The organism is Mesorhizobium sp. M0761 (assembly GCF_040320205.1).
Lineage (GTDB): Bacteria > Pseudomonadota > Alphaproteobacteria > Rhizobiales > Rhizobiaceae > Mesorhizobium.
Map to the genome: position 1 here is coordinate 79,358 of NZ_JAMYPF010000018.1, position 26,622 is coordinate 105,979.

The window sequence follows — 26,622 nt, forward strand, 5'->3', positions numbered from 1 at the left end:
CAGCAAGGGTCGAAGCGATTCTAAGAGGCATTTTGCGCAGCAGATGTTTCAGGGTAAGGTCTGGAAGGAATACGACTGCACCGAAGCCCTTAGCCGCTCGCGGGCGTTGTAGATGAGTGCGGATCTCGTCGGTGGCGCGTTCGCCACGTTGTCCCAGATGTAGAACACGGCGACAGCGGCAAGGATCAACAGAACCAATCGCATGATCTGCGCCTCGGTAACGTGGTTTGCCCACGGCGCCTTAAGCTAGTTGAAGGTTTCGGCCCGAGTCCGCGCGCATCCTCAACACCAGCAGGCGCGTCGCTGCGAATGGCGTCAAAACAATAAGCGCCATGGTGGTATTGACTAAGAGCGACAGCAAACAGATCGAGCTTTGGGCGTAGCAAACGGATTCCATGACGTTCCCCTTTTCCATCGTTACTGGTGGCCTCCGTGCGGCAAGAATGATCCTGGTTCACGAGAAATACAAGCAGTTGCTAATACGTTGCTATTTCCCCTAGGGTTGGGGCAACGATGCGAAATCGACGCCGGTCAGTTGTCTGGATAGCGATTGCCCTTGTCCTGGCGGCGTTGGCGATCACGGCGGCGATCATTGGCTGTCAGAATTTACGGCGCTCGTCACCGATCATGGTCTCGGCTGTCTCGGCCTTCAATACTGGGGGGCTCGTCCCTGGCCCGACGGTTAAGGCGCCCTCGAAAAACCTTGGTGCTGTTGCTGCCGGTCGGGATATCTGGCTCGAAGTCTCATGGAAATTTTTCGGGGAGTTGCGGACGCTGGATACCGTCACTGTCGGCGACCTTCCGGCAAGGCGCCTGGTGCGCAGTCATGATGTGCCCTCAAGCGCCAATTCCGAGATCTGGTTCATATCAGCCGGCAGCGGCGACATATTGGAAAACACAACGTCGACCGACATCGGGTTCACTTTTGATGGCGGCAACCCGTCTGTCACGGCGCAGATTTACAGAGTGGTTGGAGCTTCTGAGATACCTGCCGCGATAGCTGCAGAAAGCGGCGACAGGATTACCATCACCATTCCAGCCGATGGCATCGCTTTTATCTCGCTCATCGCTTCCGGCACCACCTCCGGGTCCATGAGCAATGTCACCGAAGATTTTAGTGCCCTTTGTGGAAAGGATTTCCTTGGCATCCATGCATCAACAAGTTCGACCTCCGCTGAATCAGAGACTGCTACGTTTTCGGGAAACTCAACGGCAGATTTTGCTGCTGTCGCACTTCAGTCGGCCGCAGCGAGATAGCTAACCAGCCAGCGCCATTCCAAAGCAAACGCCTAGGCCGACAGCGAGGCCAAGGAACAGCTTGGCGGCAAGATCGAGGGCGAAGGCGCGGACTGGGCGCCACACGTCTGAGCGGGGCTCTCTGGGGGCGTTGGCGATATCATCGAACACCGTTTCCATGGAATGATTCTAAATCGGAACTCCGGGAATGTGAATCCTCAGTTTGTTCCACTGTCGCCCCATTGGGCAACCTGCACGGTTCACCCGAAACCGTGCAGGCAGCAAAGGTGGCTTAACGCACCACTCTGAAGCCAGTCGACTCCAGCGACGCTAGTGCCGTCTCTGCAAAGGTCGCGCAATTGTCCAAAGGATCATTGTTTTCATAGAGCGTTGGCTTGATAGGCTGCTGCTATGCCTTCAAAAATGGAGGTTAGAACTTGGTCGCGGCCTCTGGCGCCGTCAGCGGCCGGTTCAACAGTCATCTTTGGTGTTTCTGGGCGTTTGCCTTCCATGAGGAACTCGAGGAGCGCCGACACCAGCCACTCGGCGCTGTCCCTGTCCGGTTCGAGGAAGGTTGTGTCGTCGTCATCGGTCACCAGTTCCAGTGCGCCTCGCAACGGATTCCGCGATACCACCGTCACGTCACTATCCTGATATTCGACAATTTTGGTCATCACTTTGCTCCAGTTTTTTAGTGGCCGCAACGCCGCCATGGGCGCGGAAGCCGGATTGTTGTTGTTTGGAGTTGTGCTTGGGCAGCCGTGCTGCTCGTTGTCCACGACGTAAGGGCTCCCCCATCGTCGGTTATCACGCGGCTTGATTTCCAAAGGTGCCCCGGGCCGCTTCTCTCAAGGCACGCAGTGAAGGTCCCTAACCCGCTCGGGCAGTCAAGAGGGCGGAGGGGGCAAGCCATGCGGCTGGCGCCAACCGCTAGCTAGGCTGCCTCGTTATTCTCACCCTTGGAACATTGTAGCCTCGAACACTTCGGGCGTTGCACTGCCCCATCAGTGCACGTTCCCTTGTTCTGTTGGAACTGGCCGGCTGCCGAAAGAAGGCCGGCTTTTTTTGTATAAGCGGACCTGAAATTTGGGGGCTTTGTTATAGAACGGCAGCGAGTGGGTGTTCGCTGCTGGTCGAGGTCCCGCAAGACTCGGCCGGGCTCGCATCACCTCGCCGGTCGGCGCGAGCCCACAATCGCGGCCATCTGGCCCCCTGTTTGAGCTTGGGCTTCATCAGAATGAAGGGCGACATGGTTCATCCGAATGTAGAAATTTGCGTCGGGGGGAGGTGAGAATGAGGCTACCAGGAAATGTGTTGGCTGGGAGAACGCCGAGGTGAAGTGCGGTCCGCGAAAACGATCAATGAGGTTGAATGCGCAGAACGTGCCGCCAAGACAGCCAGGTTGAAATCGCTACGCTTGGCTCAGATCTTGCCAGAGGCCGACCCGCACTTTTCGTTCAACGAGGAACTCGACTGCTCGGTACTTGTCGCCGTGCTGGCTCGGGAACCGCATAATTATCCAAAGCGGCCCGAATCCCATTCTTTCCGGCGGCTGCCCCTGCGACAAGGCCTTTGATCTCCTCAAGCAGCGCCGTTAGGCTTTGTCAACAATCGGCTTTTTTCGCCGTGCCCGCTGGATGAGCTTTGCGTCGAACTGGAGGTGCGTGGTGTGAGCGTGCACCGCTCCAATGTCGGGCGCCTGCTCCATCGCCTTGGACTCAGTCATAAAAAAACTCTACTGGCCAGCGAGCAGCAGCGGGCCGACGTGCGCCAGGCGCGTGAGCTGTGGACCGGGCGGCGAAAGCGCTTCTTCAACAAGGCTTTGGCGGCTGATCTTCATCGATGAGACGTCGACCAACACCAAACTGACCAAACGCACCGGCTGGGCGCCGAAGGGCGAGCGCTTCAGGACGCATGCGCCCTTCGGCAAATGGCAGACGCAGACCTTCATCGCCGGGCTACGATGCCACGGTCTTGTGGCGCACATGGCTCTCAACAACGGCACGTGCTCGGCGTCGACAGTCACCAGTGGCTGGAGGCTGACGGTTACCTTGTCGCCGTCGATGCGCGTGACCGGGCCGACTAGAGCCTGTCGCGATTTAAAGGATTCAGGATTCCCTTTGGTTTGAGTTCGTGATTCATTGCGGTTGAAAGGAGACCGCGATGGGCAAGCCGCTACCGCTTGAGTTGCGTCAGTTCGCCGGTCTCGGCCAATCGCAAACGCACAAACTCGGCATGCGGCTCAAGCTTGCCGCCGCCCACATGGCCCTGCCGGCGCGCTTCAAGCGAACCGGTCTGCCGCCGCAAGTTGATCAGATTGTTCACAAAGCGAGGCGAAACGCGGAAATGGCGCGCTGCCTCGCGGTGACCATGCCCCTCATCGACATACGCAACAACACGCTGACGCCGTGGATCGTCAACGCGCCGATGAATGGCGCCATTTTCGAACACTATGTCGAAACACAGCTTGCCCCCAACTGTCGCCCGGCGATATCGTCATTCTCGACAATGTCGGCTTCCACAAGAACGAGCGCGCCGCACAACTGGTTCGCCAAAGGGGCGCTTGGCTCCTGTTCCTGCCGCCATACTCACCCGATCTCAACCCGATCGAGATGGCCTACTCAAAACTCAAGGCGCGGCTGCGAAAGAAGGCGGCCAGGACCTTCGACGCGCTCTGCGAGGCTCTCGGCGATGTGCCACCTGTTCGAGCCAGTTGAATGCAGAAACTTCTTCAAGGCTGCAGGATACGAGGCTAATTAATCGCGACACGCTTTAATTCCATATGCTGGCCGATCACGCCCTTAGAAGTCGAATCGACAACCGCATGCGGGAAGTCATAGGAGGGAATCGTCACGCTTATGCGATCGGGTGTCACCCGGCCCGGGGCGGGTGCGGTGTCAAGGATGAGCGTCCGTGGCCTGAAGTTTCTCGATAAGTGGGTAGCCAAACAACTGCCCATTGTGGCGCGGGGAGACCCTATCGCGGTTGGCGACTTGAAAAGACCAGTTGATGACAGCTGCCGAGAAGGCCGGCATTCCTGCCGACGAGATCAACGCGAGCTTGAAAGTGTCTTCAAATTGATTATCGAAGTGGATCGTCGTGGCGCCGAAAGGGCGGACTTAGCCTGAAGGCTTCCCAGACGTGCCGGTCATGTTCTACATGCCGGACTGCCTGACAAGGGGCTCGCTTACCTAACCGGCCACTGGCGATCATCGGAAGCGGCTGACTCAACTAAATTTCGGTCGCGGCTCAAGAGAACGTGCCCGCGACCGTCTCGGCACGGTCACAACCTCTTTCTCACTGGCCTTTGCAAGCCGAACGCCGGCCTTCCGGACCTTTGCCGTCACAACAACTGCCTCGCCTTTGTTCTGTTCGGCAGAGCGACCGCGAACCATTCGGCGATGTCGCGGTCTATAAACAAATACCCCACGCTGCCCCAGCGGCTATCAAGCCGCGAGCCTAAGGGGGCAATCCCAATGTTGAAGAATATCGCCGCTTCGGCGGATGGCGAAGCTTTGCCTACAAACGTGGTCTCAATGCCGTGGCGACCCAATCGGCAAGGGGACCAACTGCGACAAGAGGAAGATTCACTAGCATAGGAAGGTTCACAAGCATCGGACCACTCCCTTTACCGCTGCAGGAAACTGCACGTAGCCTACGCCGATACGTCGATGCGTCTGTGACAAACCTCACAGATCGATCCGAACGGGCAAAAACTGCCCGGATGCCTGACGGTGGCGGGCTTTTTATATATTAGCAATGCATAAAATTCGAGAAGGTTCATGGCATGGTTGTTAGCAAACTCGCGGCTATCGTGCGACGCAGGGCTCGGTGGATGGTGTGCTGGAATGCGCGGGGCTGGATGGATCAAGGGTCTGATGGAAGCTGACGCTCGCGATCTGCGGAGCAAGATCAGTCGGCTCCAAATAGACTTGATCGCTGCCGCCAACTCTCAGGGTAAATCCAGGCTGCATGACGTCGCGCACACACTGCGATGCCAGAAGGCGCGGCTGGAACGTCTGGAGGAGTGCCTCGCTTCAATGACGTCGAATGTCCGGCCAGAGACATCCGCAACCCCGCCCAATGAAGGCCGGCCGTAAAAGGCAGCTCATCATTTCCGAAAGAGAACCCGCTGCCTCACAGTGGCGGGTTTTTATTGCTCAGCCCCTACGTCTCGACGCCGGGCTGCGGAACGCAAACGTCGTGATGTCGTCACGGGAAATCCCGATGTCGCTGAGCACGTCGTCTGGTGACTCGCTCAACTCGTTCGTTGCCTTCAACAGCGCCTTCTGCTCGGCTCGATGCGTGAAGCGGGCAAGCCGGCTTTCGCTCTGATGGCTGAGCGCGGCACCGGGCGCTATGTCGGAAGCGCATTCGTCACCTTGAACCGGGAAATTGCGCGAGAGGCTATGCAAACGCGTCCAGGAGCACTCAGGCACGACGCCCAAGGGCATCGTGAAGCGGCCTGCCACGCAATGGGTCAAGCCGAGGCTGATCGGCCGCGTGAAGCATCTGCGCGGCGGGGATGACCTGCGGCTTGCATGGCTGCAGGGATTCCGCGAGGATGAGGATCAATAGGAATTTGCTTTTTTTGCGGAACTGAGGGTTTGATTCCGCGTTCCTGCAGACTTAAGTTCCTATCTTGGGTAGGACCTTAGTCTGATTCGATGATTTCAAGAAACCTTGCCGCCAGTGCCAAAACCGTCTCCGCCTTTCTCAACTTGATGGGAAATGAGAAGCGGCTTTTGATCATGAACCACCTGGCCGGCGGCGAACTTTCGGCCGGTGTCCTCGCCGAGAAAGTTCAACTCAGCCAGTCGGCTTTGTCGCAGCATCTTGCCAAGCTCCGCGCCTTCGGCCTTGTCGGCACCCGACGCGACGGTCAAGTAATCTACTACTACTGCTCATCCGGCGCAGCGCGCGAATTGCTAGCTATGCTGGACGGCTTCCTGATGACCGGACGACCGCTCGCGGGGCCAGGTCCGCACTACGTCGCCCATAGACTTCGCCGGCTGCGAATGGCCTGAGAAGGCAAATCTAAGACCTAAACGGGGGCGACCCGAACCAGGTGGATCGCTAAGTTCGATGGACCTAACGGGGCACGAGCGGCCCGCGCCAGCCTGTAAAGCACAGCATGGGCCTCAACCGTCGACATCGGTTGGCAGCGGGAGACGCTGCAACCACCCAACTCACCCGCCTGACGCCTGTTCCCCGGACAGACAAAAAGCCCGCCGCCTATGCGTTTTGCGCGCAATTAGTTCGCGCAGTTCACTGGCGCTAGTTGACCATCTCGCGCAGCGGCTTTTTTCGCCTCGGCGGTACAAAGGGCGGCCCAGCAGCTTGTTGCGGGGGGCGCTAACGGGCGGCCACTGGGCCTGACCGGTGATACTTAGCGCCGGCTGGCAAACATATGGGCACTGCTACCAATGCCCACGAAACATACAAACGAAGGGAGGACGCGATCTAACCCACGATCGCCATTCCAAAGCCAACACCAAGGCCGACTGCGAGGCCCAGGAACAGCGTGGCGGCAACATCGAAGGCGAAGGCGCGGACGGGCGCCACAAGTCCGGCGGGGCTCCCTGAGGCCTGGCCGGTATCATCGGAAACCGTGTCCATGCCTTCATAGAAACGCCCGCACTGTGAATCCCCCTGGAACATTGTAGGCTCGAAACACTTGGGGCGGTCGCACTGTTCCCATATCAGTGTCTCCCAAAACTGCCCACTACCTGAACGGTGGTGGGCTTTTTTGTACATTAGCGGAACCTGAAATTTGGGGGCTTGTTGATAGAACGGCAGCGAGTGGGTGTTCGCTGCCGGTCGAGGTCCCGCAAGACTCGGCCGGGCTCGCATCACCTGCCCCGGTCGGTGCGAGCCCACCGTCGCGCGACCAAGCGAGACTCCGCTGTGTCGGCCCCAATTTGATACTAGGGGCCGTCGGCTTCATCATCACGATGGTTTATGTCACGTTGTCGAACATGCCGAGCGCCGGGCTCCGGCTGCAGCAAGTGCTGATCGATAGCGGCAGCCTTGAACGCCGCAAATGCTACAGCCGGACTGCAGCTTCCATCCTTGGCCTCCGCGATCAATCGGCACGCATCCCTATAGGCCGCCGCACCCTTATTTGGCCACTGCCCCTGGAGCGCATCCTCGGCCTCACAAATAGAGGAAACCGTCATTGATTTCCGGTCTACCAGCTTAACGAACAGCGGTAAAAAGGTGCCCATGGGCACAACCTCCCGACCTTTTAGTGCGCCGAACGCAACAAGAGCTTTTTGGTTTCCATGCTTATTTGATTTTTTGACCCATTTCGCGCAAGCCAATTTGAATCGGCGGGTTGGGACGATCCAGGCATAGGGAACGGCTTTCTAAAATTGTATGGAACCGTGGCGAGAACCACACATTTCCTAATCTAAGCAATCGATTCTTCGGATGTAGCCGTGACTATGGAGACCCGCTGTTGCGCGCGGATCGCGGGTTTCCTTGGCGTTGATGCGCTACCGATAAGAGAGGCTGAGTCCCATGAAAGTCCGGTGGGAACCTGACCACCAGTTCATTGAAAGCGCCCGCCGTAGCCAGCTCCGAGCGGAGAGCCAACTGGACTCCCTGCAATCGACGATCACCGAAACGCGACGCGTCCTAGATGCTTCACGGAAGCTCTTGGAAAAGATTGCCGAGCACAAAGACCATCCCCAGCCATAAGGGAATGGCCGGTGCAGTTGGGCAAGCTTGTGGGGGGGCTTAACTGCACCGGCCACTGCGGGAAGACAGGAAGCCCCGCGCTGCCGAAGATATATGCGTATTAGGAACCGAGCAAATTATCTCGCAATGCCATCTTAAAGGCTCAACCGCGAAGCCAACTTAGTTCCGAGAGAATGGGCGGATTGGTGAACGCAATGTCGCACCCGGTAGCAGTGAGCTTCTTTGGGCTTTGGACCTTGCCGACCTGCGCAAGGCGTTTGGAAAGTTCGCTCAAGAGCACGGGACAACGCCTCTTGAGCGGAACGAGCACACCAAGCTGTTCCTTGAAGAACGAAGGGAACGCTGCCAGGAACCGGACCCTACGGGCATTAGGACAATCATTCAGATCGTCAAGAGATGGAAGCCGAGGGCGACGAAGCCGCCGTCGAGCGCTCCTGACAAGTAGCCATTTTGCCGTATGAATCCGTTTTTTTGATTGAAGGAAGGGTTTCGACGCCTATAAAGATTGTGGTTACCATTGCCTTTTGGGAGGATGCGATGATTGCAACGCCCATAGATATCGCTCAAGCGGCCACTGCGACTACCGCCACCTTGCTAAAGTGGCAGAAGTCCATGGAGGAACGCGCCACGTGCCAGAACATGGATCAATCGCGCAGGGCGATCCAGCCTCTCGCGAACTGCTGAAGCGCCTTCGTCAACATCATCGCGATGACATGGCGCAAAGTTGGGAAGATGCCGACCCATCGTCGGCAGCTAGCGCGAGGCGACCAGAGCCGATGTGAAGGGAAAAGTTTCAGTGGCCTGTGCTTTGGGTCGGCTGTGCCGTTAGGCTTTGTCAACAAGCCGCGTTTTCCCCTTCGGCGCCACATAGCTCTCAACCAGCCGCACATACTCGGCGTCCACAGTCACCAATGGCCGGAGGCTCACGGTCACCTTGTCTCCATCGACGCGCGTGACCGTGCCGGTGACCTCCATATTCTGGCCGATCACGGCTTTCAAAGTCGACTCGACAACCGAATGCGGGAAGTTATAGGACGGGATCGTCACGCTTACGCGATCGGGCGTCACCCGGCCGCGCACAACCGCAGTGACGGCGACCTCATCGCCAACTTTGATATTGCCTCGAGCAATGTGCAAGACTCTGGGGCGGGCGGCTGCGGCGTCAAGATGAGAGGTTGCTAATAAATGAGCACACGCGGCATGAAGTTTCTCGACAAGTGGGTGGCCAAGCAGCTGCCCATTGTGGCGCTGGGGGTTCCGATCACCATCGGTGACTTGAAAGATCAGTTGATGACAGCTGCCGAGAAGGCCGGCATCGGCGCCGACGAAATCAACGGCGAGGTTGAAACCGTCTTTGAACTGCTTGTGGAGGTGATGCGGCGGCGAGAGGTGCGCGAGGCTGGGCATTAGCCCGGAGGCTTCTCCCAAGCCTGTGCCGGTCCTGTCCCGTTCCATTTTATGAACTGCGTCTTCCTGCCGGTGATGGTCTCGATCGACTTCAACAAGGGCCGCTGGACCTCACGAAGAGCTTTGTAGTGCTCGCTGTGGTACGCCAGGAGCGGCCGACGATGCTCTTGTGCAGCGCCTCGGCTGCCGCCAGGAAGCGGTCAATTTCCGCCTGTGAAAGCTGTTCGGAAGGTTTGGTTCTGGCCATTGGCGATCTCAGGTCATGGAGCTTCGCCGCAACAAGGACTATAATCCTACATGCCGAGCCGGCTCGCAAGCGCGTCGCTGGCTTACCCGGAAGGAAGAGGTAGGGCCACGGCGCCAAGCGCAGCCATCAGGAGCAACCACCCGAGCAACGGCAGGCCCGGCGACCTCCTTTGGACACACACACAGGGAACGAAAAGAAGGGCGCCGAGCCTTACCGGCGCTGCTTTGTGAGGGAGACGACGCCGGATGAGATGAGAGGATGCGATCATGCCAATCTCCGCGAACCATGCGAATGAACGAAAGCCGTGTGACAGCGCGGTTGAGACCAAGGTAGGCGGTGCGATCAGCTACGGTGCTGAAGGGCGGGTGCGGCTTCAGTCGCAATCTCTGCCGGTGGAGTTATAGCCGGACTTGATGACGCGCTCTGATCTTGTGATTTCATCCCGCAAGTTTGGCAGAGCCGATTTTCTGTTATGACTTCAGACGACAATAGTCGTGCCCAGCGTGTGATCGCGGATTTGGCCAGGGCGCAGACGTCATCAATTCCCGCTTACGGCCGCTACGACCTCGGCGACAATGCCGCCCGGATCAGTGGGGTTCCTCGCCGAACTGCACCACGATGTAGTGGGGCAGGTGGGTGCGGCGCCGGCTGAGTGAAGGGTGATGCCAGGCACCGTTGCGGGCGTTGGCGCCGCTTGCGCTGGCGGTTCTCTAGGTGACGGCGGCGTGCCGCCGGAAGCCGCGTCGGCGCCGCTCTGGCCATAACCCATTCTTCAAACAGTTCCATCTTGCGTGCAGAGTGCGGTGATCTGGCTGACGAGCACCAGGCAGCGGCATCGGGACAGCGAACGGTGCCACCGACGTCCGGTACGGTCCGGTGCACTAGCCTGGCAGCTCGCGCACAAGGGCCAATGATGAATCGGCCGTCGTTGGTGAAAATCCAACAGAAGCATGCTACCAGCCAAATAGAAATAGCTAGAACCGCATGCGCCGGCCGACAGTTCCTTCAGGTCCGGCGAAGCTAAAGCAGCTGATTCGTTGCGTCAGGGGAGCTGGCGCGGCCAAGTATTCTAGTTGGATCTCATTGCCAGACGGCTCGCAAGCACCTCAAGTTCATCAAGCGTCAACTCAATCTGGTACCGGTATTGCGAACCGCTTGCATAAATGCCGCCGGCATCTATCGACATGATGACCGCCCCCGTTTCGGATCTGATATCGGCATCGCCCAACGGTCGATGGAAAATCGTTCGAGAAACACCTTCTCGTTTAGCAGGTCCCACTAGGATGCGCATTGCCTACCTCGCCCTGTTGCTTCGCCAACCAGGAAGCAGCGCCCTCGCGCCACGACAAAGCTTTAGAAGCAATTGCGGTGCCAAACCAAGGGTGTCCCAATATGAGCCAAAGATAGACGGCGCCATTCGGCGTTGGGGGACTGCGGCTTGGCTTCCGCTTTCGCACGCAGCTCAACAAGACCGACGCGTCGGCGTCGCCAAAATCCTGCGCACTTGCTGGTCCCGCTGGGGCTATATCAAGTCGGAAAGGTGCAACCGAACGCACCTGCTGCTAACGCACCGGCGAAGCTGAAAGCCAAGCTGCTCTATCTGGAGAACGCCGTCCGCCACTCGTTAAAGTCGTTCGGCATCCGCATGGGGCAAGGTCGGAGGCGGCGCCTTCGCGCAGGCGGTGCGCAGGCTGCGGCCGAGTTGATAGACGACATGCTCACCGGCCCGCGCGCCATGTGGCGACAGTACTGCCGGCTGCATGATCTGGTCATGAGGACCGTCGCGCGCTGCGAGGCATGCTGGCGCTTTATGGCGATCCGCGGCGTCAGCCCGGTGACGGCAACTTCTTCATGACAGAGATCGAGGACCCGACGCGCATTCGTCCCTCAGGCGACTCGCCGCCTACTTCGGCCTAGTCTCGCGGCCCAGGCACTCGGGCACTTCGATCGATGTTCGAGGTCCCTATCTCAAAAGGCTGGCGACGCCGACGTGCGGCGCGCGCTCTCCGAGGCGGGTGTCGGGACGGATGACGCGCTTCAAGGCAAGGACAAGATCAAGAGCTGGGGCCTGGAGATCGGCAACGCTCTTGCTATCGCTAGGCCTGCGATAGCGCGCAAGCTGGCGGCGTTCATTTACGCCATGTGGAGCGACTGCACATTCTACGTCGCGATGGGCGGCGGGTGAGGGTGACGCCGCGGGGCGCGCGCCCATGTCAAGGATCGCACGCTTCTGCCATGTAGGGGCAAGCCTACCAGGAAAGTTTTCGTCGTCGCGAGCGGTTCGTCAGGTCACCTGCCCGCGTGTGGCTCGCCACCAGTCGACCAGGCGGGTGAGGCCCTCATCGAGGTCGATGCTCGCCTTGAAGCCCAGCATCTTTTCCGCCTTGCACGTGTCGGCAAGGCGCCGCGAGACGGGGTTCACTTTGCGCTCGGGCCCGTACTCCGGCTGAAGGTCGGAGTGCATCACGCGCAGGAGTGAGGCGGCCAGTTCGTTCAGGCTGGTCTCCACGCCGCTGGCGACGTTGAACACATCGTCCTCCACGTCAGAAAGCAGGGACAGGATGTTCGCTCGGGCGATGTCCTCGATATAGACGAAGTCCATGGTGGTGGAACCGTCGCCGAGAATCAGCGGCGGCTGGCCGGCGTCGATGCGGTCCATCCAGCGGATTAGAACCTCGGTATACTTACCATGCAGGTCCATGCGCGGGCCGTACACGTTAAAATAGCGCAAAGCCACGTAGGGAAGGCCGTACATGTCATTGAACGAGCGCAACAGGCCTTCCAGCATGACCTTGCTGGCGCCGTACCAGGTGCGGTTGTTGTACGGGTGGTGGCTCTCTTCTGTCGGGAAGAGGTCGGCCAGGCCGTAGACCGAGGCCGAGGAGGCCGCGCAGATCTTCTTCACGCCCTTAGCCTGGGCGGCCTCAATGACGTTGTAGCTGCCGTCGCACATGACGCCCAGGGCTTCGCGCGGCTCGGCGGCGCAGGCGATGACCCTCAGGGTTGCCATGTGGATGACGGCGTCCATGCCGTCGGTGGCCCTGTGGACAGTTGCCACGTCGCGAATGTCGCCTTCGACGAGTTCGATGCGCGGGTCTTGCAGCGCGTCCTTGACGTTTTGCAGGCTGCCGCGGACCAGGTTGTCGAGGATCACTATCTTTTCCGGCGCGTGCTCCTTCAGCAGCAGGTCGATGGTGGTCGAGCCGACCAGACCGCAGCCGCCGGTCACCAGGATGCGAGAGCCTTCAAGTTTCATCGTATTCCCTGTCATCGGTTCGAGGCGTGTTTCCGGTTGAGTTGGGCCCGCTCAACGCTTGCTTGCAATTCGATGACCGCGGCCACGACCGCGTCCTGCTGCTGCTCCGTCAACTCCGGGAACATAGGTAGGGAGAGAACCTCGGCGGCGGCCTTTTCGGCGTGCGGGAACTGGCCCTGCTTGTAGCCGAGATCGGCGTAGGCGGGCAGCAGGTGAACCGGAATGGGATAGTGGATACCCGACTGGATGCCTTGAGCGTTCAACGCCTCCCCCCAGCGCGCGCGGTCGGGCGTACGCACGGCGTAGATGTGGTAGACGTGGCGCACATCGTCGCGGACGAACGGGGTCGACAGGCCGATGCCGGCGAACATGGCGTCATAGCGGGCGGCCGTGGCGCGTCGCTGCTCGGTCCATCGGTCCAGATGTTTGAGCTTCACACGCAGGACAGCGCCCTGAAGGCCTTCCAGGCGATAATTATAGCCTTTGACTTCGTGATGGTACTTCCGCTCGGCGCCCCAGTCTCGCAGCATGCGAACCGCACGGTTGTGGTCGGCGATGTTGGTCGTCAGCATCCCGCCCTCGCCATAGGCGCCGAGGTTCTTGCCGGGATAGAAGCTGAAAGCTGCCATGTCGCCGATGGCCCCGACGCGCTTGCCCTTGTATTCCGCGCCGTGGGCCTGGCAAGCGTCCTCCAGCACCATCAGGCCGTGCTTCCGGGCGATGGCCATGATCGGATCCATGTCGGCGGGCTGGCCGTAGAGGTGGATCGGGATGATCGCCTTGGTGGCCGGCGTGACCGCGGCTTCGATCTGGGCCGGGTCGATGGTGTAGGTCGCAGGATCGATATCGACGAGCACGGGGGTCGCGCCTGTGTAGTAAATGGCCGCAACCGTCGCCACGAAGGTGAAGGGGGAGGTGATCACCTCGTCGCCCGGTCCAATCCCGGCGGCCAGCAGGCCCAGGTGCAGGGCGCTGGTGCCGGTATTGACGCCGACGCCGAAGGCCGCTTGCGAATAGGCGGCGAATTCCTTTTCGAATTCAGCGACGTCAGCGCCCAGGGTAAACTGACAGCTCTCCAAAGTGCGCTGAATGGCGGCATCTACCTCGAGCTTGATCGTGGTGTACTGGGCTTTCAGATCTACGAACGGGATCATATTAGGCTGCATCTTTGCGTCGCAGGTGCACGGTTTCGCCACGCCCGCGCATGGAACTGGTGGCGGCTTCGATGATCTCCACCACGCGCAGGCCAAGCCGGCCATCTGCGATGGGAACCCTCTTTTCGATGATGCAGTCGATCCACTCCTGGCCGGCGATACGCAGGGCCTCGGTGGAGTCGAGCTTGGGCGCCCACATGTCGCCCGTCCGGTAGCCGACGCGCATCTCGTGGATCTTGGCCGGGTCGTCGGTGAAGGAGACGCCCTTGTCGTAAACCTTGACCTTCTCGGACGGCTCCAGATCGTCGTAGGTGATCATCTTGTTGGAGCCGCCGACCAGTATGTTACGCACCTTCACCGGAGCTAGCCAACTCACGTTGATGTGCGCCATCATGCCAGAGTCGTAAAACAGCGAAATGTAGGCCAAATTTTCCGGGGTGCCGGGGAAGTGGTTGATACCGCTGGCCGAAACGGCGGTCGGATGTTCTTCGAACAGACGGTCGATGATCGCGAAGTCGTGGACCGCCAGGTCGGAAATGACGTTTACGTCCCTCTGAAAGAGGCCCAGGTTCACCCGGGTGGCGTCGTAATAATAGATCTGGCCGAGGTCGCCGGCGGCGACGATGTCGCGCATCTTCCGGACTGCACCGGTATAGATGAAGGTGTGATCGACAATCAGGGTCAACCCGCGCTTGTCCGCTTCATTAACCAGCATCCTGGCCTGTAGCGAGGTTTCGGTCATAGGCTTCTCGAGCCAGAGATGCTTGCCGGCCTTCAGCGCAGACATGCCCAGTTCGAAGTGGCTATTGACCGGCGTCGCCACGGCGATGGCGTCGATCTCGGGATCTTGGAACAGGGCCTGGACGTCCCTGGTGGACTGCACACCCGGATAGCGACGGTTCACCAACTCGCGCTTCTTGGGGTCCAGGTCGGCGACCACGCGGACCCGGGCATCGGGGATCTCCATGAAGTTGCGCAGGAGGTTCGGCCCCCAATAGCCGTAACCGATGATGCCGATATTGATCATATTGACTACCCTTCACTCCGCCCCCGCCCACCGGAGTCTTGGAGGCTTGTTGGAGCCTGTCGTTGGTTGAGAAGGGATGCGCCGATCGCTCAATGCCGTGCCACCTCGACCTCTTCACAATGCAGTTTGAAGCTGCGAAGCGGTGCGGTCACTATGGCCGTTGGGTCATCAAGACCCCCTCAGGATCATCCAGCCAGGCGAGGGCAGGGCGCCGGATCTACCTCAAATGATCTCTCCGAATACACCAAAGGATCGCAATTCGGTGTACGAAGCCGTGCCGAGAGGGGCCGAGGGGGGTCAGCCAGTCTTTGCGGTCCTTACGTCTCCGACCACACGGGCTGGCACGCCGGCAGCGATGGCGAAGTCGGGGATGTCACGGGTGACGACGGCGCCAGCGCCGATCAGGGCCCGTTCTCCGATGGTCACGCCCGGGGTGATGGTGACGTTGGAGCCGATGGAGGCGCCCTTCTTGACCAGGGTCGGCTCAATTTTCCAGTCGGCTTCATTCTGCGCGCTCCCGTCCGGGTTGGTGGCTCGGGGAAGACGGTCGTTGGTGAACATCACCCCATGGCCGATGAAGACCTCGTCCTTGATGGTTACGCCCTCGCAGATGAAGGTGTGCGAGGAGATCTTGCAGCGCTCGCCGACTGAGGAATTCTTCTGGATTTCGACGAAAGCGCCGATGCGCGAGCCGTTACCGACCTCGCAGCCGTAGAGGTTCACCATACTGGGGTGGTGGATGACGACCTCGCCACGCAGCACCACACTGTCCGAAATAGGCATCGCTTCCCCCTGGAACTGTCTGTCACGTGCCATCGCCTGCAAATCGGATATGATCCTTGGTGCGCCGCTGAAGCGATAGCAGCGGTCGGCTACAGTTCTATGTAACCTGCTTTGTCGCTTGGCAAGCCTTCACCACTAGGTATAACAAGTTCTAGGGCAGGCCGCGACCGTGGGGGGGAAGGATGCCGGAGACGATGCGATTTGAAGCCGTGCGCTCCGATTCCGAGGTGGCGCGTATGCGTCACAACTACGAAGAGTTTCAAAGCCTTCGGTGTGAGGCGGAGCGCTGTCTGGAGGCTGACGACCTCAACTCCGCGGCGGCCTATGTAGAGGCGGCGGTCACGCTTGCACGCAAGCGGCATTGCGGCTTTTATCGGTCCGAGCCGCTTGAGCAAATCCTGATCGAGATCGCGCGACGGACACTCGCCCCGAAGGCCGAAACTGCGCGACCGACGCGAACGAAGATCGGCCGCGTGTTGCATGTGGCCACCGCTTTGAGCGAAGTCGGCGGCTTGACGCGGATGATGCGCCGCTGGATCGTCGCCGACGAGAGCCGTCATCACTCCTTGGCCCTGTTGCGCCATCCGGGGAAGCCGCCGGCCTCGGTGCGCCAGGCCGTGGAGGCTCGTGGCGGACATATCCACGTAATCGGCGCAACACGCGGCGGACCGGTGGAATGGGCCAGCGCGCTCCGCAAGTTGTCGCTCAATTTCGACTTGGTCGTCCTGCACGTCAGCAACGAGGACCCGACGCCCAGTATAGCCTTCGCCGACGAGCGCAACCGACCGCCCGTGGTGCTGGTCAACCATGCCGACCATGCCTTCTGGGTCGGGCTCTGTGTGTGCGACCTGATCGCCAGTTCGCGCGTCTCGGGCGAGCGTCTGGTGGTGGAACGGCGTGGGACCCCGGCTAAGCGTCACGCCATCCTGCCGATCCAAATCGATCCGCCGATCCGCAAGCACAGCCGGGCCGAGGCGCGCCAGAAGCTCGGCATCCCGGTCGACGGACCGCTTCTGGTTTCGGTCGCGCGCGGCGTGAAATACCGGACGATGGGCGGGGTGTCGTTCGCCGACATGCATGTCGAGGCACTCCTGGCCCGATCCGATGCGCGGTTGTTGGTCGTCGGGCCGGGCGAGCCGGCCGATTGGCAAGACGCCATAGCGGCGACCGGCGGGCGGATCATGGGGCGGCCGGAGACGCCCGATCCTTCGCTCAGCTTCGAGGCAGCGGACATCTATCTCGACTCTTACCCCTTTGTATCGATTACCTCGATGCTGGAAGCCGGCGGGCTGGGCGCGCCCTGCGCGACGCTGTTTCCCTATCCGTTGGATGCTAACGTCATGAGCACCGATATGCCTGGGCTGGCGCCTACCATTGGCTTCGCCACCTCGATGGCGGAGTATAACCGCATCCTGGCGGACTGGCTCGCCGACCCGCAGGCGCTGCGTCGTCGGGGCGATGAGACGGCGGCCAATGTCAAGCGGCTGCACACCACGCCGAATTGGATCGAAAGCCTGGAGGCTCTCTACGCCAGAGCCGTCGCGATCCCGCCAGTCACACCGCTGCGTGGGAATGGCGCGCCCGCGAACGAGGAATTCTACGAAGGATATCCCGACATCCTGCTCAACGAGGTGTTCGGCGAGTTCGACAGCGCCGAGGCGATCCTGAAGCGTTCCCTGCGCCTGATGGCGCTGCCGGAGCGGCTACGGGTATGGCGGCGCCTGGCGCGGACCAAGAGCTTCGACGGGCCTTGGGACGCAGTCCGCAACCTGCTTCCCGAATGGCTGCCGCGGTCGGCGAGCCGGCTGAGGGGCGACAGCTGGATGTGAGTTTTAACGGCATGGTTTGCCCGGCGTCCCTTCGTCGGGCGCGTCTGCGACGCCTGGAAAAGCGAGATCGATCTTCAGATGCGACCCGCACACCTTATTCCCAGTACCCCTATAGCCTGAAGGGCTGTCAGTCAGGCAGCCATCGCGAATTACACTTTTGATTTAGCAGGCTGACAAAAACGTACCGGGATACCCTTTTTGACTCTGGTCTGTTCAGCACCTCATTCTGATACGTTCGACGGAACAGAGCCTGTTGAGGCCTTGCTTTCCTTCTGGTGAGGATTGCGTTTGACGGGATGGGTATGGGTGCCTCGGGTTTCAACATGTTGGCGTTGGCGTCAGAAGTCATACTTGCCATGGGGCCTGCAATTCGACACCGACAGAAAGAACTGAGGCGAAGGTGAATATGATTGGGCGACCGCCGAAGATTCTGAAGCGGGCTGTCCGCGCCTTCGGTGTCGAAAGGCGTCATCTGGTCGGCGCACGCATGGTCCTCGAACGAGAGGGCATGTCCGTCCTTGGCCGACGCGTAAGCCGTTCGGGCGGCCGTATCCTGGCCTACCACTCGGTCGGCCAGCCGCTGATGGATCACAACGACGTGCCGCCGAAGCTGTTCCGTCGCCAGTTGGAGTGGGCCGCGGCGCGAGGCTACCGGTTCGTCCCGGCCTCGAAGATCGCTCGGACGGGGGGCGACCCGATGGACCTTGCCATCACCTTCGACGACGGTCTGCGCAGCGTGATGACCGAGGCCGCGTCAATCCTGAAAGACTTCGCGGTTCCCTGGACCCTGTTCGTCGTCACCGATTGGAGCGAAGGCGGGTCTCCCTGGCCGACCGACGAGGTTCTAGGCTGGCGCGATCTGGAGCGCCTGGCCGCCGACGGCGCCGAAATCGGCAGCCACTCCGCAAGCCATCCCGATTTTGGACAGCTGGACGGCGCCGCCGCCCGTGAGGAATTGGACCGCTCGCGCACTATGATCGAGGCCCGGCTCGGCTTTGCGCCGACCTCGTTCGCAATTCCGCTCGGCCAATCGACCAACTGGACCCCGATCGCCATGCGGGAGGCCAAGGCAGCAGGTTATGAGCTGGTGTACGCCCAGGCAGAGGAGACGCGTTCGGCTGGCACCATCGCGCGGACCTTCATCACGCGCTTCGACAACATGCGGGTATTTTCGGCGGCCCTGGCGGGCGTCTTTGATCGGTGGGAGGAATGGGGGTGAGTCAGGCGCGCATCGTCTCGGTAGTCGTCCCGACCCGCGACCGTCCGCAGTACCTGGACCAGTCGCTGGCGAGCATTCGCGCGCTCGAAGGCCCGGATCTGACGTTTGAGATCCTTGTTGGCGACAACGGCTCCAACCACGACGCCACCGGCGCAGTGACACAGGCCCATGGCGCGCAGCACCTCATCGTGACGACCGCGGGCGCTGGCGCCGCGCGCAACGCCGCGATGCAAGCGGCCTCGGGGGAGTTCCTGGCGTTCCTGGACGACGACGACGTGTGGACCGAGCAACATGTGCGGCCGCATTTGCAACTCTTCGATCGCCAGCCGGAGGTGGAGGCGGTCTTCGGTCAAGTTGTGATGGCCGATCCTAGTCTGCGGCCGATCGCGCCTCCCATCCCCAATGACGTGCGCCCCGACGGCGATCATCTGAAGATGATGCTGGACGGCTACTTCCCGCAGATCGGCGCCACGATGGCGCGTATCGCGGTACGCGACGCCTACGGTTATTTCGACGAGACCCTGCTGGCCGACCAGGACTGGGACTGGCATATGCGCGTCGCCAGCGGTGGGCATGTGGAGCATGTGGCCGTGCCATGCGTCTTGTTCCGCCAGCGTCCGTCGGGATCCTACGACGCCTTGGTCCTGAGCCGGATTCCCTATACGCGCAGGGTGTTTATGCGGCACGCCATACCCGTCTGGCGCAAGTGGCGCTCACCGAAGGAGTGGCTGCATTCCTATTTCGCCACGCTCTTGGGATTCTACACCTATTTCGCCGATGCGGCGGTGGAGCGGGCGGCCAAGGGGGATGCGAAGGGCGTGCGGTTCGCGGTGCGTCATGCGCTGCTGGTGTTTCCGTTCCGGGCGGTTAGGCAACTCGTGAGGCCGACGCCGTTGCGCGCGGCGTTCTTCTGGTCGATCGGCCTAGGCGCGCGCCCGCCGGCCGTCGAGGACGCGGCGCTGGACTGAACGCGCGTGGAGCTTAAGGATCGGATGGGCATGCACGACGCCAAGGACGCGCCGAAGATCAGCACAGGTGCCCCGGCCATTAGCATCGTCATCGCCACACACAACCGCAGCCACGACGTCCTCGAAAACGTCGACGCCCTGCTGCCGCAATGCGTCGGCCAGGCGGTGGAGGTCATCGTCATCGACAGCGCCTCGGCGCCGGCGCACGCCGATGTGCTGGAGACCCTGAAGGCGCGCCCGGGACTGAGCTTCATACGGCTCGACGAGCCCGGCGTTGCCCGGGCCCGTAACGCGGGTTTCGAGGCAGGCAAAGGCGATTGGATTGCATTGCTGGACGATGACGCGGTGCCGCGGCCCGGCTGGGTACAAGCGGCGATCACCTACGCGGCCCGCTGTGACGCCCAGACCGCCATCCTGGCGGGGCGGGTGGTCGCACACTGGCCCGACGACGCCAGCAGTCTTGAAATACCGCCGAGCCAGCTCGGACCGCGAGCGCTCTTGTTGTTGTCGGTGGTCGATGAGGACGGCTTCCGCGACACGACCGATCATCCCATCGGCGTCGGCGCCAACTTGTTGTTCCGCCGCAGCGCGCTTCAAGCTCATGGTGGGTTCGACGTAAAGACCGGTCGGGTCGGCTCGAACCTAGCCAGCGGGGAAGAGGCCCAGATGATGACCGATCTGATTGGAGCCGGTTATCGCTGTTGGTACGCGGATGCCTTCGTCGTGGACCACAAGGTCGAAGCTGGCCGTCTTACGCGCGCGTGGCTCACAGAGCGCGCGCGCAAGGAAGGCGAGGTGGAACTGAGGGGTTTGAAAACGCCAGGCCAGAAGATCGCGCGAGCAATCAAGATGATCGTCGCCACCCCGGTGCTGGCCGCGTTCCAGATGCTCGACCGGCCCGAACGCGAATATTACCTGCGCCTGAACCACAACATTGGTCTGCTGCGGAAGCTGTTCGGTCTGGCAAGCTGAGGGGGGGCTCAGGCGATGGCCGGCGCGGCTTTCGGTGTCGCCCGATGGGCCCAGGCCATGATTGGTCGTTCAAAGAATCGCCAGGAGACGGTCGCCAAGCCGATGGTCAACACAAGTTCGATGGGGGCCGAGATCCAGTCCGGCGCTTCGAATGCGACGCCGAACTTCCGGGCCGCTGCCTCGACGTTGTAGAAATGAATGAACTCGTGGAAAACGTAACAGCCGTAGCTTATGCGTCCCAGGTTGCGCAGGGGCCTTGTGTCCAGAAGGGCGACGAAACGCGAGGCCTGGTTCCTCGCGATCTGGAAGACCAGAAGCGCGGCTGTAGCCGCGACTGCCGGCGCATAGACGCGCCAGACGATCTCGTCCTTGAGGACTGTCAGGGGCAAGATGAGAAGCGCCAGGGCGGCGATGCTCTGGGCCGCCGTGGAAACCAGCCATGCCGGTACCCGCCGGTCGAGGTTCAGTCCTGCCAGACCACCCAAGGCGAGATAGCCAAAGCCGATCATGGGATTCAAGCCGATGACCTTGGACGATGCTCCGGCCCATTCGAGGCCCGCCTGAGTGATGAGACCCACAACCACGAAAGCAACGCAGATCTGACCGGCGGCCTTGCTGTGGGTGAACAGCAGCAAGGGTGCAAACAGCACATAGAATTGCTCTTCGATCGCCAGCGTCCAGAAGTGGTTGAAATGGCCTACCCAGTGGCCGGTCGTGAACACATAAATGTTCGTGGCGTAGAGCAGCATGGCCTGGGGCGCGCCGCCTTCGAAGCCATCGAAGTGAACGTACAGCGAGGCGATCAGGAAAACGCCGATGGTCGCGTAATAGACGGGGAATATCCTGGCCGTGCGTCGAAGATAGAATCGCCCCAGACCCGCAAGCGTTGTCGTCTCGCCAGCCTCGACTGCCACCCGCGTGCGAGCCAGGATACGGGTGATCAAGAGGCCGCTGAGCCCGAAGAAGAGCATCACCCCGTCGCCGCCAAGGGATCCATACGTCCCTTGATGAAACTTGTGGCTAATGAATACGAAGACGAAGGCGATCGCGCGCAAGCCATCAAAACCCTTGATGCGGCGTTCGTCGTCGAGTCGCATTGGTCGTAGCTCCGCCCGCATCTACGTGGCTCTTTGCCGGCCAGGGGACAAGGCAGCGGTTGCGCTGCTGGCCTCGGTGCCCTCCCGCGCCGTCAATCTGGCGCCCAACCGCAGAAGCGGCCGCTCGAAGAAGTGCCAGGAGAGCGTCGCCAGCGCGATGGTGATGAAAAGCTCCAGGGCCAGTTGAACGTTAGCCGGCGCGTCGATCTCCAGATGCAGCTTATGGAGCACCGCCGTGAGGTCGTAGAAATGGACGAACTGGTGCAGGATATAGAAGGCATAGCTCACCCGGCCGAGCGAGCGCAGCGGCCACAGGTTGAGGAAAGCCACGACCGGGGTCTGTTGGTTGCGGGCGATCTGGAATAGGAACAAACCGGCCACAGTGCAGGTCAGCGGTCCGAAGACGTTCCATGCGTCCCGGAAATATCCGAAGACCAGCGGGATCGCGATCAACGCCAGGCCAGCCGCCGCCTGGGATTGCGCACTCACCAGCCATGCGGGCGGCTTGAAGTTTTTCAATGAGGCGAGAAAGCCGCCGACGCCGAGCATGCCGAAGGCGATCAGCGGATCGACGTGAATGGCGTTCGGGTGGGTGTTCACCGATACGAGCCAAGCCAGCCTTGCCGCGCCGGCGAGCATGAAGCCGATGCAAATCCGAAGCAGGTATTTGCGCGGGGTGAACAGCAGGATCGGCGCCAGGAGCAGGTAGAACTGCTCCTCCGCCGACAGCGACCAGAGGTGACCGAAATGACCGTGGGCCCCGGTCGGCGTCATCTCGATATAGATGTTGGTGCCGTAGAGGGCGTAGATCGTCGCTTCCACGCGCGAGAAGCCGACGAATGAGGTGAACAGCGAACCCAGTGCGAAAACACCGAGACAGGCGTAATAGAGTGGGAAAATGCGCAGGCTGCGGCGCAGATAGAAGTCACCCATCGACCGCCAGGTCGACTGGACCCCCGCTTCGACCTTTGCGCGCATCTCCGACAGTATCGAGGAGATGAGCATGCCGCTTAGCACGAGAAAGAGCCAGACGCCGACGGAACCATAGGAATCGTGGTGCGGCAGGGTCGTTTTGTGGCTGATGAAGACCATCAGGACGGCGATCGCGCGCACGCCGTCGAAGCCGGCGATACGATCTTCCGCCGGCCGGGCGACGGCCTTGGCCGACCGGACGGCGAAAATCGCGCCTTGATCAATGGTTGCCATGGGTCAATACTCGAGCCGATGCTCCGCAACCGAGACATGGTTCGGCCCCGGGGGCCGTCAGACTTTCTTGGTTATAAACGCCTAACTCTTTGTCACATCAATTCGGCCAGAAGGCGTAGGCTCTGAGCGTGACGGTGCAGGCGTACGTCTCGCCAAATTGAGATCCTGAAAAATGTTGTTTGCGCGCCGGTCGGTCTATAGGTGGGTTACTCGTCCCTTCCAGACGATGGATAAATGAAAAGAAGCGTAAATAACATTTTCCTCCCAGGCCAAGCTTATCTCGGAGCACAACATACGCTTCGGCTTGACTGGATGCTAAGCTGCATTGTCACACTGCCACAACTGGTGACTCAAGGTAGATGAATCTGCTGTAGGCCACCGCCGGAAATCCCTATATTGAATTCAATATTTAAGTGTTAGCGTATATTGTCGAATGGCGGGTGCGACACATTTTGGCGTTTCCCCGCCGAAAATGTCGGGCCACACATTGCTTGCCCCATTGCAATGGGGCCGGAAGGTTGTTTCAGAGCCTGTCCGCTGACCGAAAGCGGTATCCATATTTAGGAAACCCAACTGTCCCAATACACCAGGCACGCCGGCCGTCGGTATCTGCATCCCACAATAGGACAAGGTGAGCCACCGGCTTTGTCGTGATACGACCACTGCAACTTCTCGCACCGAGTAGGTCTTTCGTTCTGAGGATCTGACATGATTCCGATCATCAAGCCCACCATGGATAGGGCCGAGGCAGAGGCGGCGCGCCGCGTCATCCTGTCCGGCTGGGTCACGCAAGGCCCCGAGGTGGCGGCCTTCGAGACGGAATTCGCCACCTTCACGGGCGCGCCGCACGCTGCGGCCGTCTCGAACTGCACCACGGCCCTGCACCTAGCCTTGCTGGCGGCGGGGGTGAAGCCCGGCGACGAGGTGGTCACGGTCAGTCACTCCTACATCGCCACAGCCAATTCGGTGGCCTATTGTGGCGCGATCCCCGTCTTCGTCGACATCGATCCGACCACCTACAACATTGATCCAGCTCTGATCCAGCACGCGTTTTCGGCCAAAACCAGCGCGATCCTGGTGGTCCACCAAATGGGCTTGCCCTGCGACATGGCTGCTGTGGTCGACATCGCCAAGGCTAGGGGCTTGCCCCTAATCGAGGACGCGGCCTGCGCCAGCGGCAGCGAGATCTTCTGGAACGGTCGATGGGAGAAGGTCGGCAAGGCGCACGGCGACGTGGCCTGCTTCTCCTTCCACCCACGCAAGATTATGAGCACCGGCGATGGCGGTATGCTGACCACCAAGCACGCTGACTGGGTCGCCAAATTCAAGTCGTTGCGCCAGCACGGCATGAGCGTGCCCGACACGGTCCGCCACGGCTCGACCCAGGTGATCTTCGAGACGCACCCAGTGCTCGGCTACAACTATCGCATGACCGACATCCAGGCCGCTGTCGGCCGCGAGCAGCTCAAGCGCCTGCCCGGCATCGTGGCCCGCCGCCGCGCGCTTGCCGCCCGCTACGCCGAATTGCTCGGCGAGGCGCAATGGCTGGGCCTGGTGCGCGAGCCGGCCTACGCGCGCACCAACTGGCAGAGCTTCTGTGTCCGTCTGCCGGACTCCGCCGACCAGCGCACTGTCATGCAGGCTATGCTGGATGCCGATATCGCCACCCGCCGCGGTATCATGTGCGCTCACCGCGAGGACGTCTATGCCTCCCGGCCCCTGCGCATGTCCTTGCTGGAATCGGAGGCAGCCCAGGATCATACCATCGTCCTTCCCCTCTATCCCCAGATGACCGATGAGGATCAACAGAAGGTCGCCTCGACCCTGATCAAGGCTACCCGGGTTCCAAGGCCCATGACTCCAATTCTGGAATTCAAGCGAGATGTGATGGAGGTCCCACATCGGGGCCGGTCTGTGCGAAAGTGAGAGATAGGAATGGCGAGCATCCGGCGCGCGGTGGTCGCGGTCTATTTCGAGAAGTACGCGACCCTCATCCTGAATTTGGCGACGCTGTATGTTTCGTCGCGGTTTTTGACACCCAACGAAATCGGTGCTGCCTTCCTTGGCGCCAGCCTCGTCGCGCTCGCCGAGGGTATGCGGGACTTCGGCGTCACCAACTACATCGTCAACGCCGAAAAACTCTCGAAGGGGGAAATACGCACTGCCTTCACCTTGATGCTGGCGGTCGCCGTCGTCCTTACGACCGCCTTCGTCGCGACGGCGGGCCTCTATGCCGCCTTCGCCCACGAACCTCGTCTGGAGAATTTTGTCCGCACCGTGGCATTCGGCTATCTGTTCTCCAGCATCGGTTCGCCGATCGTGGCTCTGCTTCGCCGCGACCTGAAGTTCTGGAGCATCGCGGCCATCAACCTGGGCTCCGCTCTCGTCGGCAACATCACCACAACTGGCCTGGTGATGATGGGCTTCGGCTATATGAGCTTCGCCTGGGGCTCGCTTAGCTATCCGCTCTCCACCTTTGTCTTTGCCATCCTCATGCGCCCGGACCTGTCCATCTTCCGGATCGAGCTCACAAAATGGCGCGAGATTCTGGCGTTCGGCGGCTTGAACACCGCGACCGGCCTTCTGACCACCCTCGGGGAGGTCATTCCAACCTTCATGCTGGGGCGGGCCAGCGGCAGCACCGATGTAGGTCTCTACAGCCGAGCCCAACAGGTCACACAGATGCCCAGCCGCCTAGTCATATCGGCTATCTCCGCGGTGGCCCTGCCAGGGTTCGCCGCCCATGCGCGCACGGGGCGTCCCCTCAAGGCCCCCTATCTCAAAGCCGCCGCCAGCCTGACCGCATTCCACTGGCCGGGCCTGGCGATGGTCATCCTCTTCGCCTATCCCCTGGTGCACACCCTACTGGGACCAGGATGGGAGACCTCCATCCCGCTGGTGCAAGTGATGGCGGCCGCCACCATGCTCTGCTTCCCCGTCCCCCTTATGTTTCCGGCCTTGGTAGCCGTCGGCGGCATCCGAGACACGGCCAAGGCCTGGATCATTTCCCTGCCGATCACCAGCCTGATCATGATCCTGGCGGCCCAGCATGGCCCATTTATGCTAGCGCTCTCGATCTTCGCCACCACGCCGATCCAGGTGGGCGTCGGCCTCTGGTTCCTGATGCGGCGGCTGAAATTGAGCGTGGGCGAATATCTGCGCGCCCTACTGCCCAGCGCCGTCGCCACCCTCGCGACGGCGCTGGGCCCGCTCGTCGTCATCGGACTGAACGGCCTCGACATGAACCTGTCGGTCTTACAGACTGTCCTGGGCGGCGGGCTTGGCGCAGTGTTCTGGTTCCTGGCCATGGGCTGGACCCGTCATCCGTTTGCCGCCGAACTGGCTTATCTGCTGGGCAGGATCCAGGCCTTGGCGCCTGTGCGCCTGCGCGCCCCCTTTGCCCACCTCCGGCGCTTCCTGGGTGAGGACACCGAACAGGGGCAGGCGCCTGCGCCGGCCGACGCGAACACCGGCGGACCGCTTCTTCGAAGGATTGCCTGGATGGCAGACAAGCACTGA

24 protein-coding genes and 2 pseudogenes are annotated in these 26,622 nt (G+C 60.9%); 13 read left to right on the top strand and 13 right to left on the bottom strand.

The window, feature by feature from the left end; all coding sequences use genetic code 11:
• Positions 1-48: 48 nt before the first annotated feature.
• Positions 49-204 (bottom strand): hypothetical protein, encoded by a 156-nt coding sequence (locus tag NKI32_RS24700; protein ID WP_353003993.1) that lies wholly within the window; start codon positions 202-204, stop codon positions 49-51.
• 309 nt (positions 205-513) lie between these two features.
• Here NKI32_RS24700 and NKI32_RS24705 point away from each other — a divergent pair, with 309 nt between their 5' ends.
• Positions 514-1,257, top strand: a complete 744-nt coding sequence (locus tag NKI32_RS24705; RefSeq protein ID WP_353003995.1) for a hypothetical protein — start codon at positions 514-516, stop codon at positions 1,255-1,257.
• A 359-nt stretch (positions 1,258-1,616) separates the two neighbouring features.
• Here NKI32_RS24705 and NKI32_RS24710 read toward each other — a convergent pair whose 3' ends face one another.
• The gene (locus NKI32_RS24710) at positions 1,617-2,015 is read right to left on the bottom strand and encodes a hypothetical protein (protein WP_353003997.1); all 399 of its coding nucleotides are present in this window, start codon (positions 2,013-2,015) and stop codon (positions 1,617-1,619) included.
• A gap of 896 nt (positions 2,016-2,911) precedes the next feature.
• On the opposite strand from NKI32_RS24710, the pseudogene NKI32_RS24715 reads away from it, so the two are divergent.
• Positions 2,912-2,959: pseudogene (locus NKI32_RS24715) on the top strand (hypothetical protein); the annotation flags it as partial.
• Positions 2,960-2,971: 12 nt separating this feature from the next.
• Here NKI32_RS24715 and NKI32_RS24720 read toward each other — a convergent pair.
• The gene (locus NKI32_RS24720) at positions 2,972-3,187 is read right to left on the bottom strand and encodes a hypothetical protein (RefSeq protein ID WP_353004071.1); all 216 of its coding nucleotides are present in this window, start codon (positions 3,185-3,187) and stop codon (positions 2,972-2,974) included.
• A gap of 434 nt (positions 3,188-3,621) precedes the next feature.
• On the opposite strand from NKI32_RS24720, the pseudogene NKI32_RS24730 reads away from it, so the two are divergent.
• A pseudogene (locus NKI32_RS24730) lies at positions 3,622-3,996 on the top strand (transposase); the annotation flags it as partial.
• A 1,400-nt stretch (positions 3,997-5,396) separates the two neighbouring features.
• On the opposite strand, the gene NKI32_RS24735 reads toward NKI32_RS24730, so the two are convergent.
• The gene (locus NKI32_RS24735; protein WP_353004001.1) at positions 5,397-5,708 is read right to left on the bottom strand and encodes a hypothetical protein; all 312 of its coding nucleotides are present in this window, start codon (positions 5,706-5,708) and stop codon (positions 5,397-5,399) included.
• Between the two features lie 195 nt (positions 5,709-5,903).
• On the opposite strand from NKI32_RS24735, the gene NKI32_RS24740 reads away from it, so the two are divergent.
• A complete protein-coding gene (locus tag NKI32_RS24740) occupies positions 5,904-6,263 on the top strand; it encodes an ArsR/SmtB family transcription factor (RefSeq protein ID WP_023697377.1) in 360 nt (119 codons plus the stop codon).
• A 436-nt stretch (positions 6,264-6,699) separates the two neighbouring features.
• Here NKI32_RS24740 and NKI32_RS24745 read toward each other — a convergent pair whose 3' ends face one another.
• From NKI32_RS24745 to NKI32_RS24755, 3 genes are all read right to left on the bottom strand, one after another.
• Complete coding sequence (locus NKI32_RS24745) at positions 6,700-6,897, bottom strand: hypothetical protein (RefSeq protein WP_023715452.1); 198 nt, start codon at positions 6,895-6,897, stop codon at positions 6,700-6,702.
• Between the two features lie 266 nt (positions 6,898-7,163).
• Positions 7,164-7,463, bottom strand: a complete 300-nt coding sequence (locus NKI32_RS24750) for a DUF982 domain-containing protein (RefSeq protein WP_353004004.1) — start codon at positions 7,461-7,463, stop codon at positions 7,164-7,166.
• Positions 7,464-8,763: 1,300 nt separating this feature from the next.
• Positions 8,764-9,075, bottom strand: coding sequence for a hypothetical protein (locus tag NKI32_RS24755; RefSeq protein ID WP_353004006.1), 312 nt, complete (start codon positions 9,073-9,075; stop codon positions 8,764-8,766).
• A 63-nt stretch (positions 9,076-9,138) separates the two neighbouring features.
• Here NKI32_RS24755 and NKI32_RS24760 point away from each other — a divergent pair, with 63 nt between their 5' ends.
• The 3 genes from NKI32_RS24760 to NKI32_RS24770 all read left to right on the top strand — a co-directional run bounded on the left by NKI32_RS24760 (position 9,139) and on the right by NKI32_RS24770 (position 11,777).
• Complete coding sequence (locus NKI32_RS24760; RefSeq protein ID WP_353004008.1) at positions 9,139-9,348, top strand: hypothetical protein; 210 nt, start codon at positions 9,139-9,141, stop codon at positions 9,346-9,348.
• Between the two features lie 1,748 nt (positions 9,349-11,096).
• The gene (locus tag NKI32_RS24765; RefSeq protein ID WP_353004010.1) at positions 11,097-11,447 is read left to right on the top strand and encodes a hypothetical protein; all 351 of its coding nucleotides are present in this window, start codon (positions 11,097-11,099) and stop codon (positions 11,445-11,447) included.
• Between the two features lie 135 nt (positions 11,448-11,582).
• Positions 11,583-11,777, top strand: a complete 195-nt coding sequence (locus tag NKI32_RS24770; RefSeq protein WP_353004013.1) for a hypothetical protein — start codon at positions 11,583-11,585, stop codon at positions 11,775-11,777.
• Positions 11,778-11,876: 99 nt separating this feature from the next.
• Here NKI32_RS24770 and NKI32_RS24775 read toward each other — a convergent pair whose 3' ends face one another.
• The 4 genes from NKI32_RS24775 to NKI32_RS24790 form a co-directional block, all read right to left on the bottom strand.
• On the bottom strand, positions 11,877-12,848 hold the full coding sequence (locus NKI32_RS24775) for an NAD-dependent epimerase/dehydratase family protein (RefSeq protein ID WP_353004015.1): 972 nt from the start codon (positions 12,846-12,848) through the stop codon (positions 11,877-11,879).
• A gap of 11 nt (positions 12,849-12,859) precedes the next feature.
• Entirely contained in the window at positions 12,860-14,002 is a 1,143-nt protein-coding gene (locus NKI32_RS24780; protein ID WP_353004018.1) for a DegT/DnrJ/EryC1/StrS family aminotransferase, read from the bottom strand.
• A gap of 1 nt (position 14,003) precedes the next feature.
• Complete coding sequence (locus NKI32_RS24785) at positions 14,004-15,029, bottom strand: Gfo/Idh/MocA family protein (protein ID WP_353004020.1); 1,026 nt, start codon at positions 15,027-15,029, stop codon at positions 14,004-14,006.
• A 297-nt stretch (positions 15,030-15,326) separates the two neighbouring features.
• Positions 15,327-15,812, bottom strand: a complete 486-nt coding sequence (locus tag NKI32_RS24790; protein WP_023697363.1) for an acyltransferase — start codon at positions 15,810-15,812, stop codon at positions 15,327-15,329.
• Positions 15,813-16,006: 194 nt separating this feature from the next.
• Here NKI32_RS24790 and NKI32_RS24795 point away from each other — a divergent pair, with 194 nt between their 5' ends.
• The 4 genes from NKI32_RS24795 to NKI32_RS24810 all read left to right on the top strand — a co-directional run bounded on the left by NKI32_RS24795 (position 16,007) and on the right by NKI32_RS24810 (position 20,800).
• Entirely contained in the window at positions 16,007-17,641 is a 1,635-nt protein-coding gene (locus tag NKI32_RS24795) for a glycosyltransferase family protein (RefSeq protein ID WP_353004022.1), read from the top strand.
• 406 nt (positions 17,642-18,047) lie between these two features.
• Positions 18,048-18,860: a polysaccharide deacetylase family protein gene (locus NKI32_RS24800; RefSeq protein ID WP_353004023.1), complete on the top strand. Its 813-nt coding sequence runs from the start codon at positions 18,048-18,050 to the stop codon at positions 18,858-18,860.
• Positions 18,857-19,828: a glycosyltransferase family 2 protein gene (locus NKI32_RS24805; RefSeq protein WP_196813648.1), complete on the top strand. Its 972-nt coding sequence runs from the start codon at positions 18,857-18,859 to the stop codon at positions 19,826-19,828. Before NKI32_RS24800 ends, NKI32_RS24805 begins: the two co-directional genes overlap by 4 nt.
• Positions 19,829-19,858: 30 nt before the next feature.
• A complete protein-coding gene (locus NKI32_RS24810; RefSeq protein ID WP_353004025.1) occupies positions 19,859-20,800 on the top strand; it encodes a glycosyltransferase family 2 protein in 942 nt (313 codons plus the stop codon).
• Between the two features lie 8 nt (positions 20,801-20,808).
• On the opposite strand, the gene NKI32_RS24815 is transcribed toward NKI32_RS24810, so the two are convergent.
• Positions 20,809-21,897, bottom strand: coding sequence for an acyltransferase family protein (locus NKI32_RS24815; RefSeq protein WP_023697358.1), 1,089 nt, complete (start codon positions 21,895-21,897; stop codon positions 20,809-20,811).
• A gap of 21 nt (positions 21,898-21,918) precedes the next feature.
• Positions 21,919-23,103: an acyltransferase family protein gene (locus NKI32_RS24820; RefSeq protein WP_023715458.1), complete on the bottom strand. Its 1,185-nt coding sequence runs from the start codon at positions 23,101-23,103 to the stop codon at positions 21,919-21,921.
• A 708-nt stretch (positions 23,104-23,811) separates the two neighbouring features.
• On the opposite strand from NKI32_RS24820, the gene NKI32_RS24825 reads away from it, so the two are divergent.
• Both NKI32_RS24825 and NKI32_RS24830 read left to right on the top strand, forming a co-directional pair.
• Positions 23,812-25,029, top strand: a complete 1,218-nt coding sequence (locus NKI32_RS24825; protein ID WP_023697356.1) for a DegT/DnrJ/EryC1/StrS family aminotransferase — start codon at positions 23,812-23,814, stop codon at positions 25,027-25,029.
• A gap of 9 nt (positions 25,030-25,038) precedes the next feature.
• A complete protein-coding gene (locus tag NKI32_RS24830) occupies positions 25,039-26,622 on the top strand; it encodes an oligosaccharide flippase family protein (protein WP_353004028.1) in 1,584 nt (527 codons plus the stop codon).

Coding starts and splice junctions, on each gene's coding strand:
- NKI32_RS24820 (WP_023715458.1), bottom strand. CDS start 23,103: ATGGCAACCATTGATCAAGGCGCGATTTTCGCCGTCCGGTCGGCCAAG.
- NKI32_RS24825 (WP_023697356.1), top strand. CDS start 23,812: ATGATTCCGATCATCAAGCCCACCATGGATAGGGCCGAGGCAGAGGCG.
- NKI32_RS24740 (WP_023697377.1), top strand. CDS start 5,904: ATGATTTCAAGAAACCTTGCCGCCAGTGCCAAAACCGTCTCCGCCTTT.
- NKI32_RS24830 (WP_353004028.1), top strand. CDS start 25,039: ATGGCGAGCATCCGGCGCGCGGTGGTCGCGGTCTATTTCGAGAAGTAC.
- NKI32_RS24775 (WP_353004015.1), bottom strand. CDS start 12,848: ATGAAACTTGAAGGCTCTCGCATCCTGGTGACCGGCGGCTGCGGTCTG.
- NKI32_RS24720 (WP_353004071.1), bottom strand. CDS start 3,187: ATGAAGGTCTGCGTCTGCCATTTGCCGAAGGGCGCATGCGTCCTGAAG.
- NKI32_RS24760 (WP_353004008.1), top strand. CDS start 9,139: ATGAAGTTTCTCGACAAGTGGGTGGCCAAGCAGCTGCCCATTGTGGCG.
- NKI32_RS24745 (WP_023715452.1), bottom strand. CDS start 6,897: ATGTTCCAGGGGGATTCACAGTGCGGGCGTTTCTATGAAGGCATGGAC.
- NKI32_RS24705 (WP_353003995.1), top strand. CDS start 514: ATGCGAAATCGACGCCGGTCAGTTGTCTGGATAGCGATTGCCCTTGTC.
- NKI32_RS24780 (WP_353004018.1), bottom strand. CDS start 14,002: ATGATCCCGTTCGTAGATCTGAAAGCCCAGTACACCACGATCAAGCTC.
- NKI32_RS24700 (WP_353003993.1), bottom strand. CDS start 204: ATGCGATTGGTTCTGTTGATCCTTGCCGCTGTCGCCGTGTTCTACATC.
- NKI32_RS24810 (WP_353004025.1), top strand. CDS start 19,859: ATGCACGACGCCAAGGACGCGCCGAAGATCAGCACAGGTGCCCCGGCC.
- NKI32_RS24785 (WP_353004020.1), bottom strand. CDS start 15,029: ATGATCAATATCGGCATCATCGGTTACGGCTATTGGGGGCCGAACCTC.
- NKI32_RS24750 (WP_353004004.1), bottom strand. CDS start 7,463: ATGGGCACCTTTTTACCGCTGTTCGTTAAGCTGGTAGACCGGAAATCA.
- NKI32_RS24800 (WP_353004023.1), top strand. CDS start 18,048: ATGATTGGGCGACCGCCGAAGATTCTGAAGCGGGCTGTCCGCGCCTTC.
- NKI32_RS24795 (WP_353004022.1), top strand. CDS start 16,007: ATGCGATTTGAAGCCGTGCGCTCCGATTCCGAGGTGGCGCGTATGCGT.
- NKI32_RS24815 (WP_023697358.1), bottom strand. CDS start 21,897: ATGCGACTCGACGACGAACGCCGCATCAAGGGTTTTGATGGCTTGCGC.
- NKI32_RS24790 (WP_023697363.1), bottom strand. CDS start 15,812: ATGCCTATTTCGGACAGTGTGGTGCTGCGTGGCGAGGTCGTCATCCAC.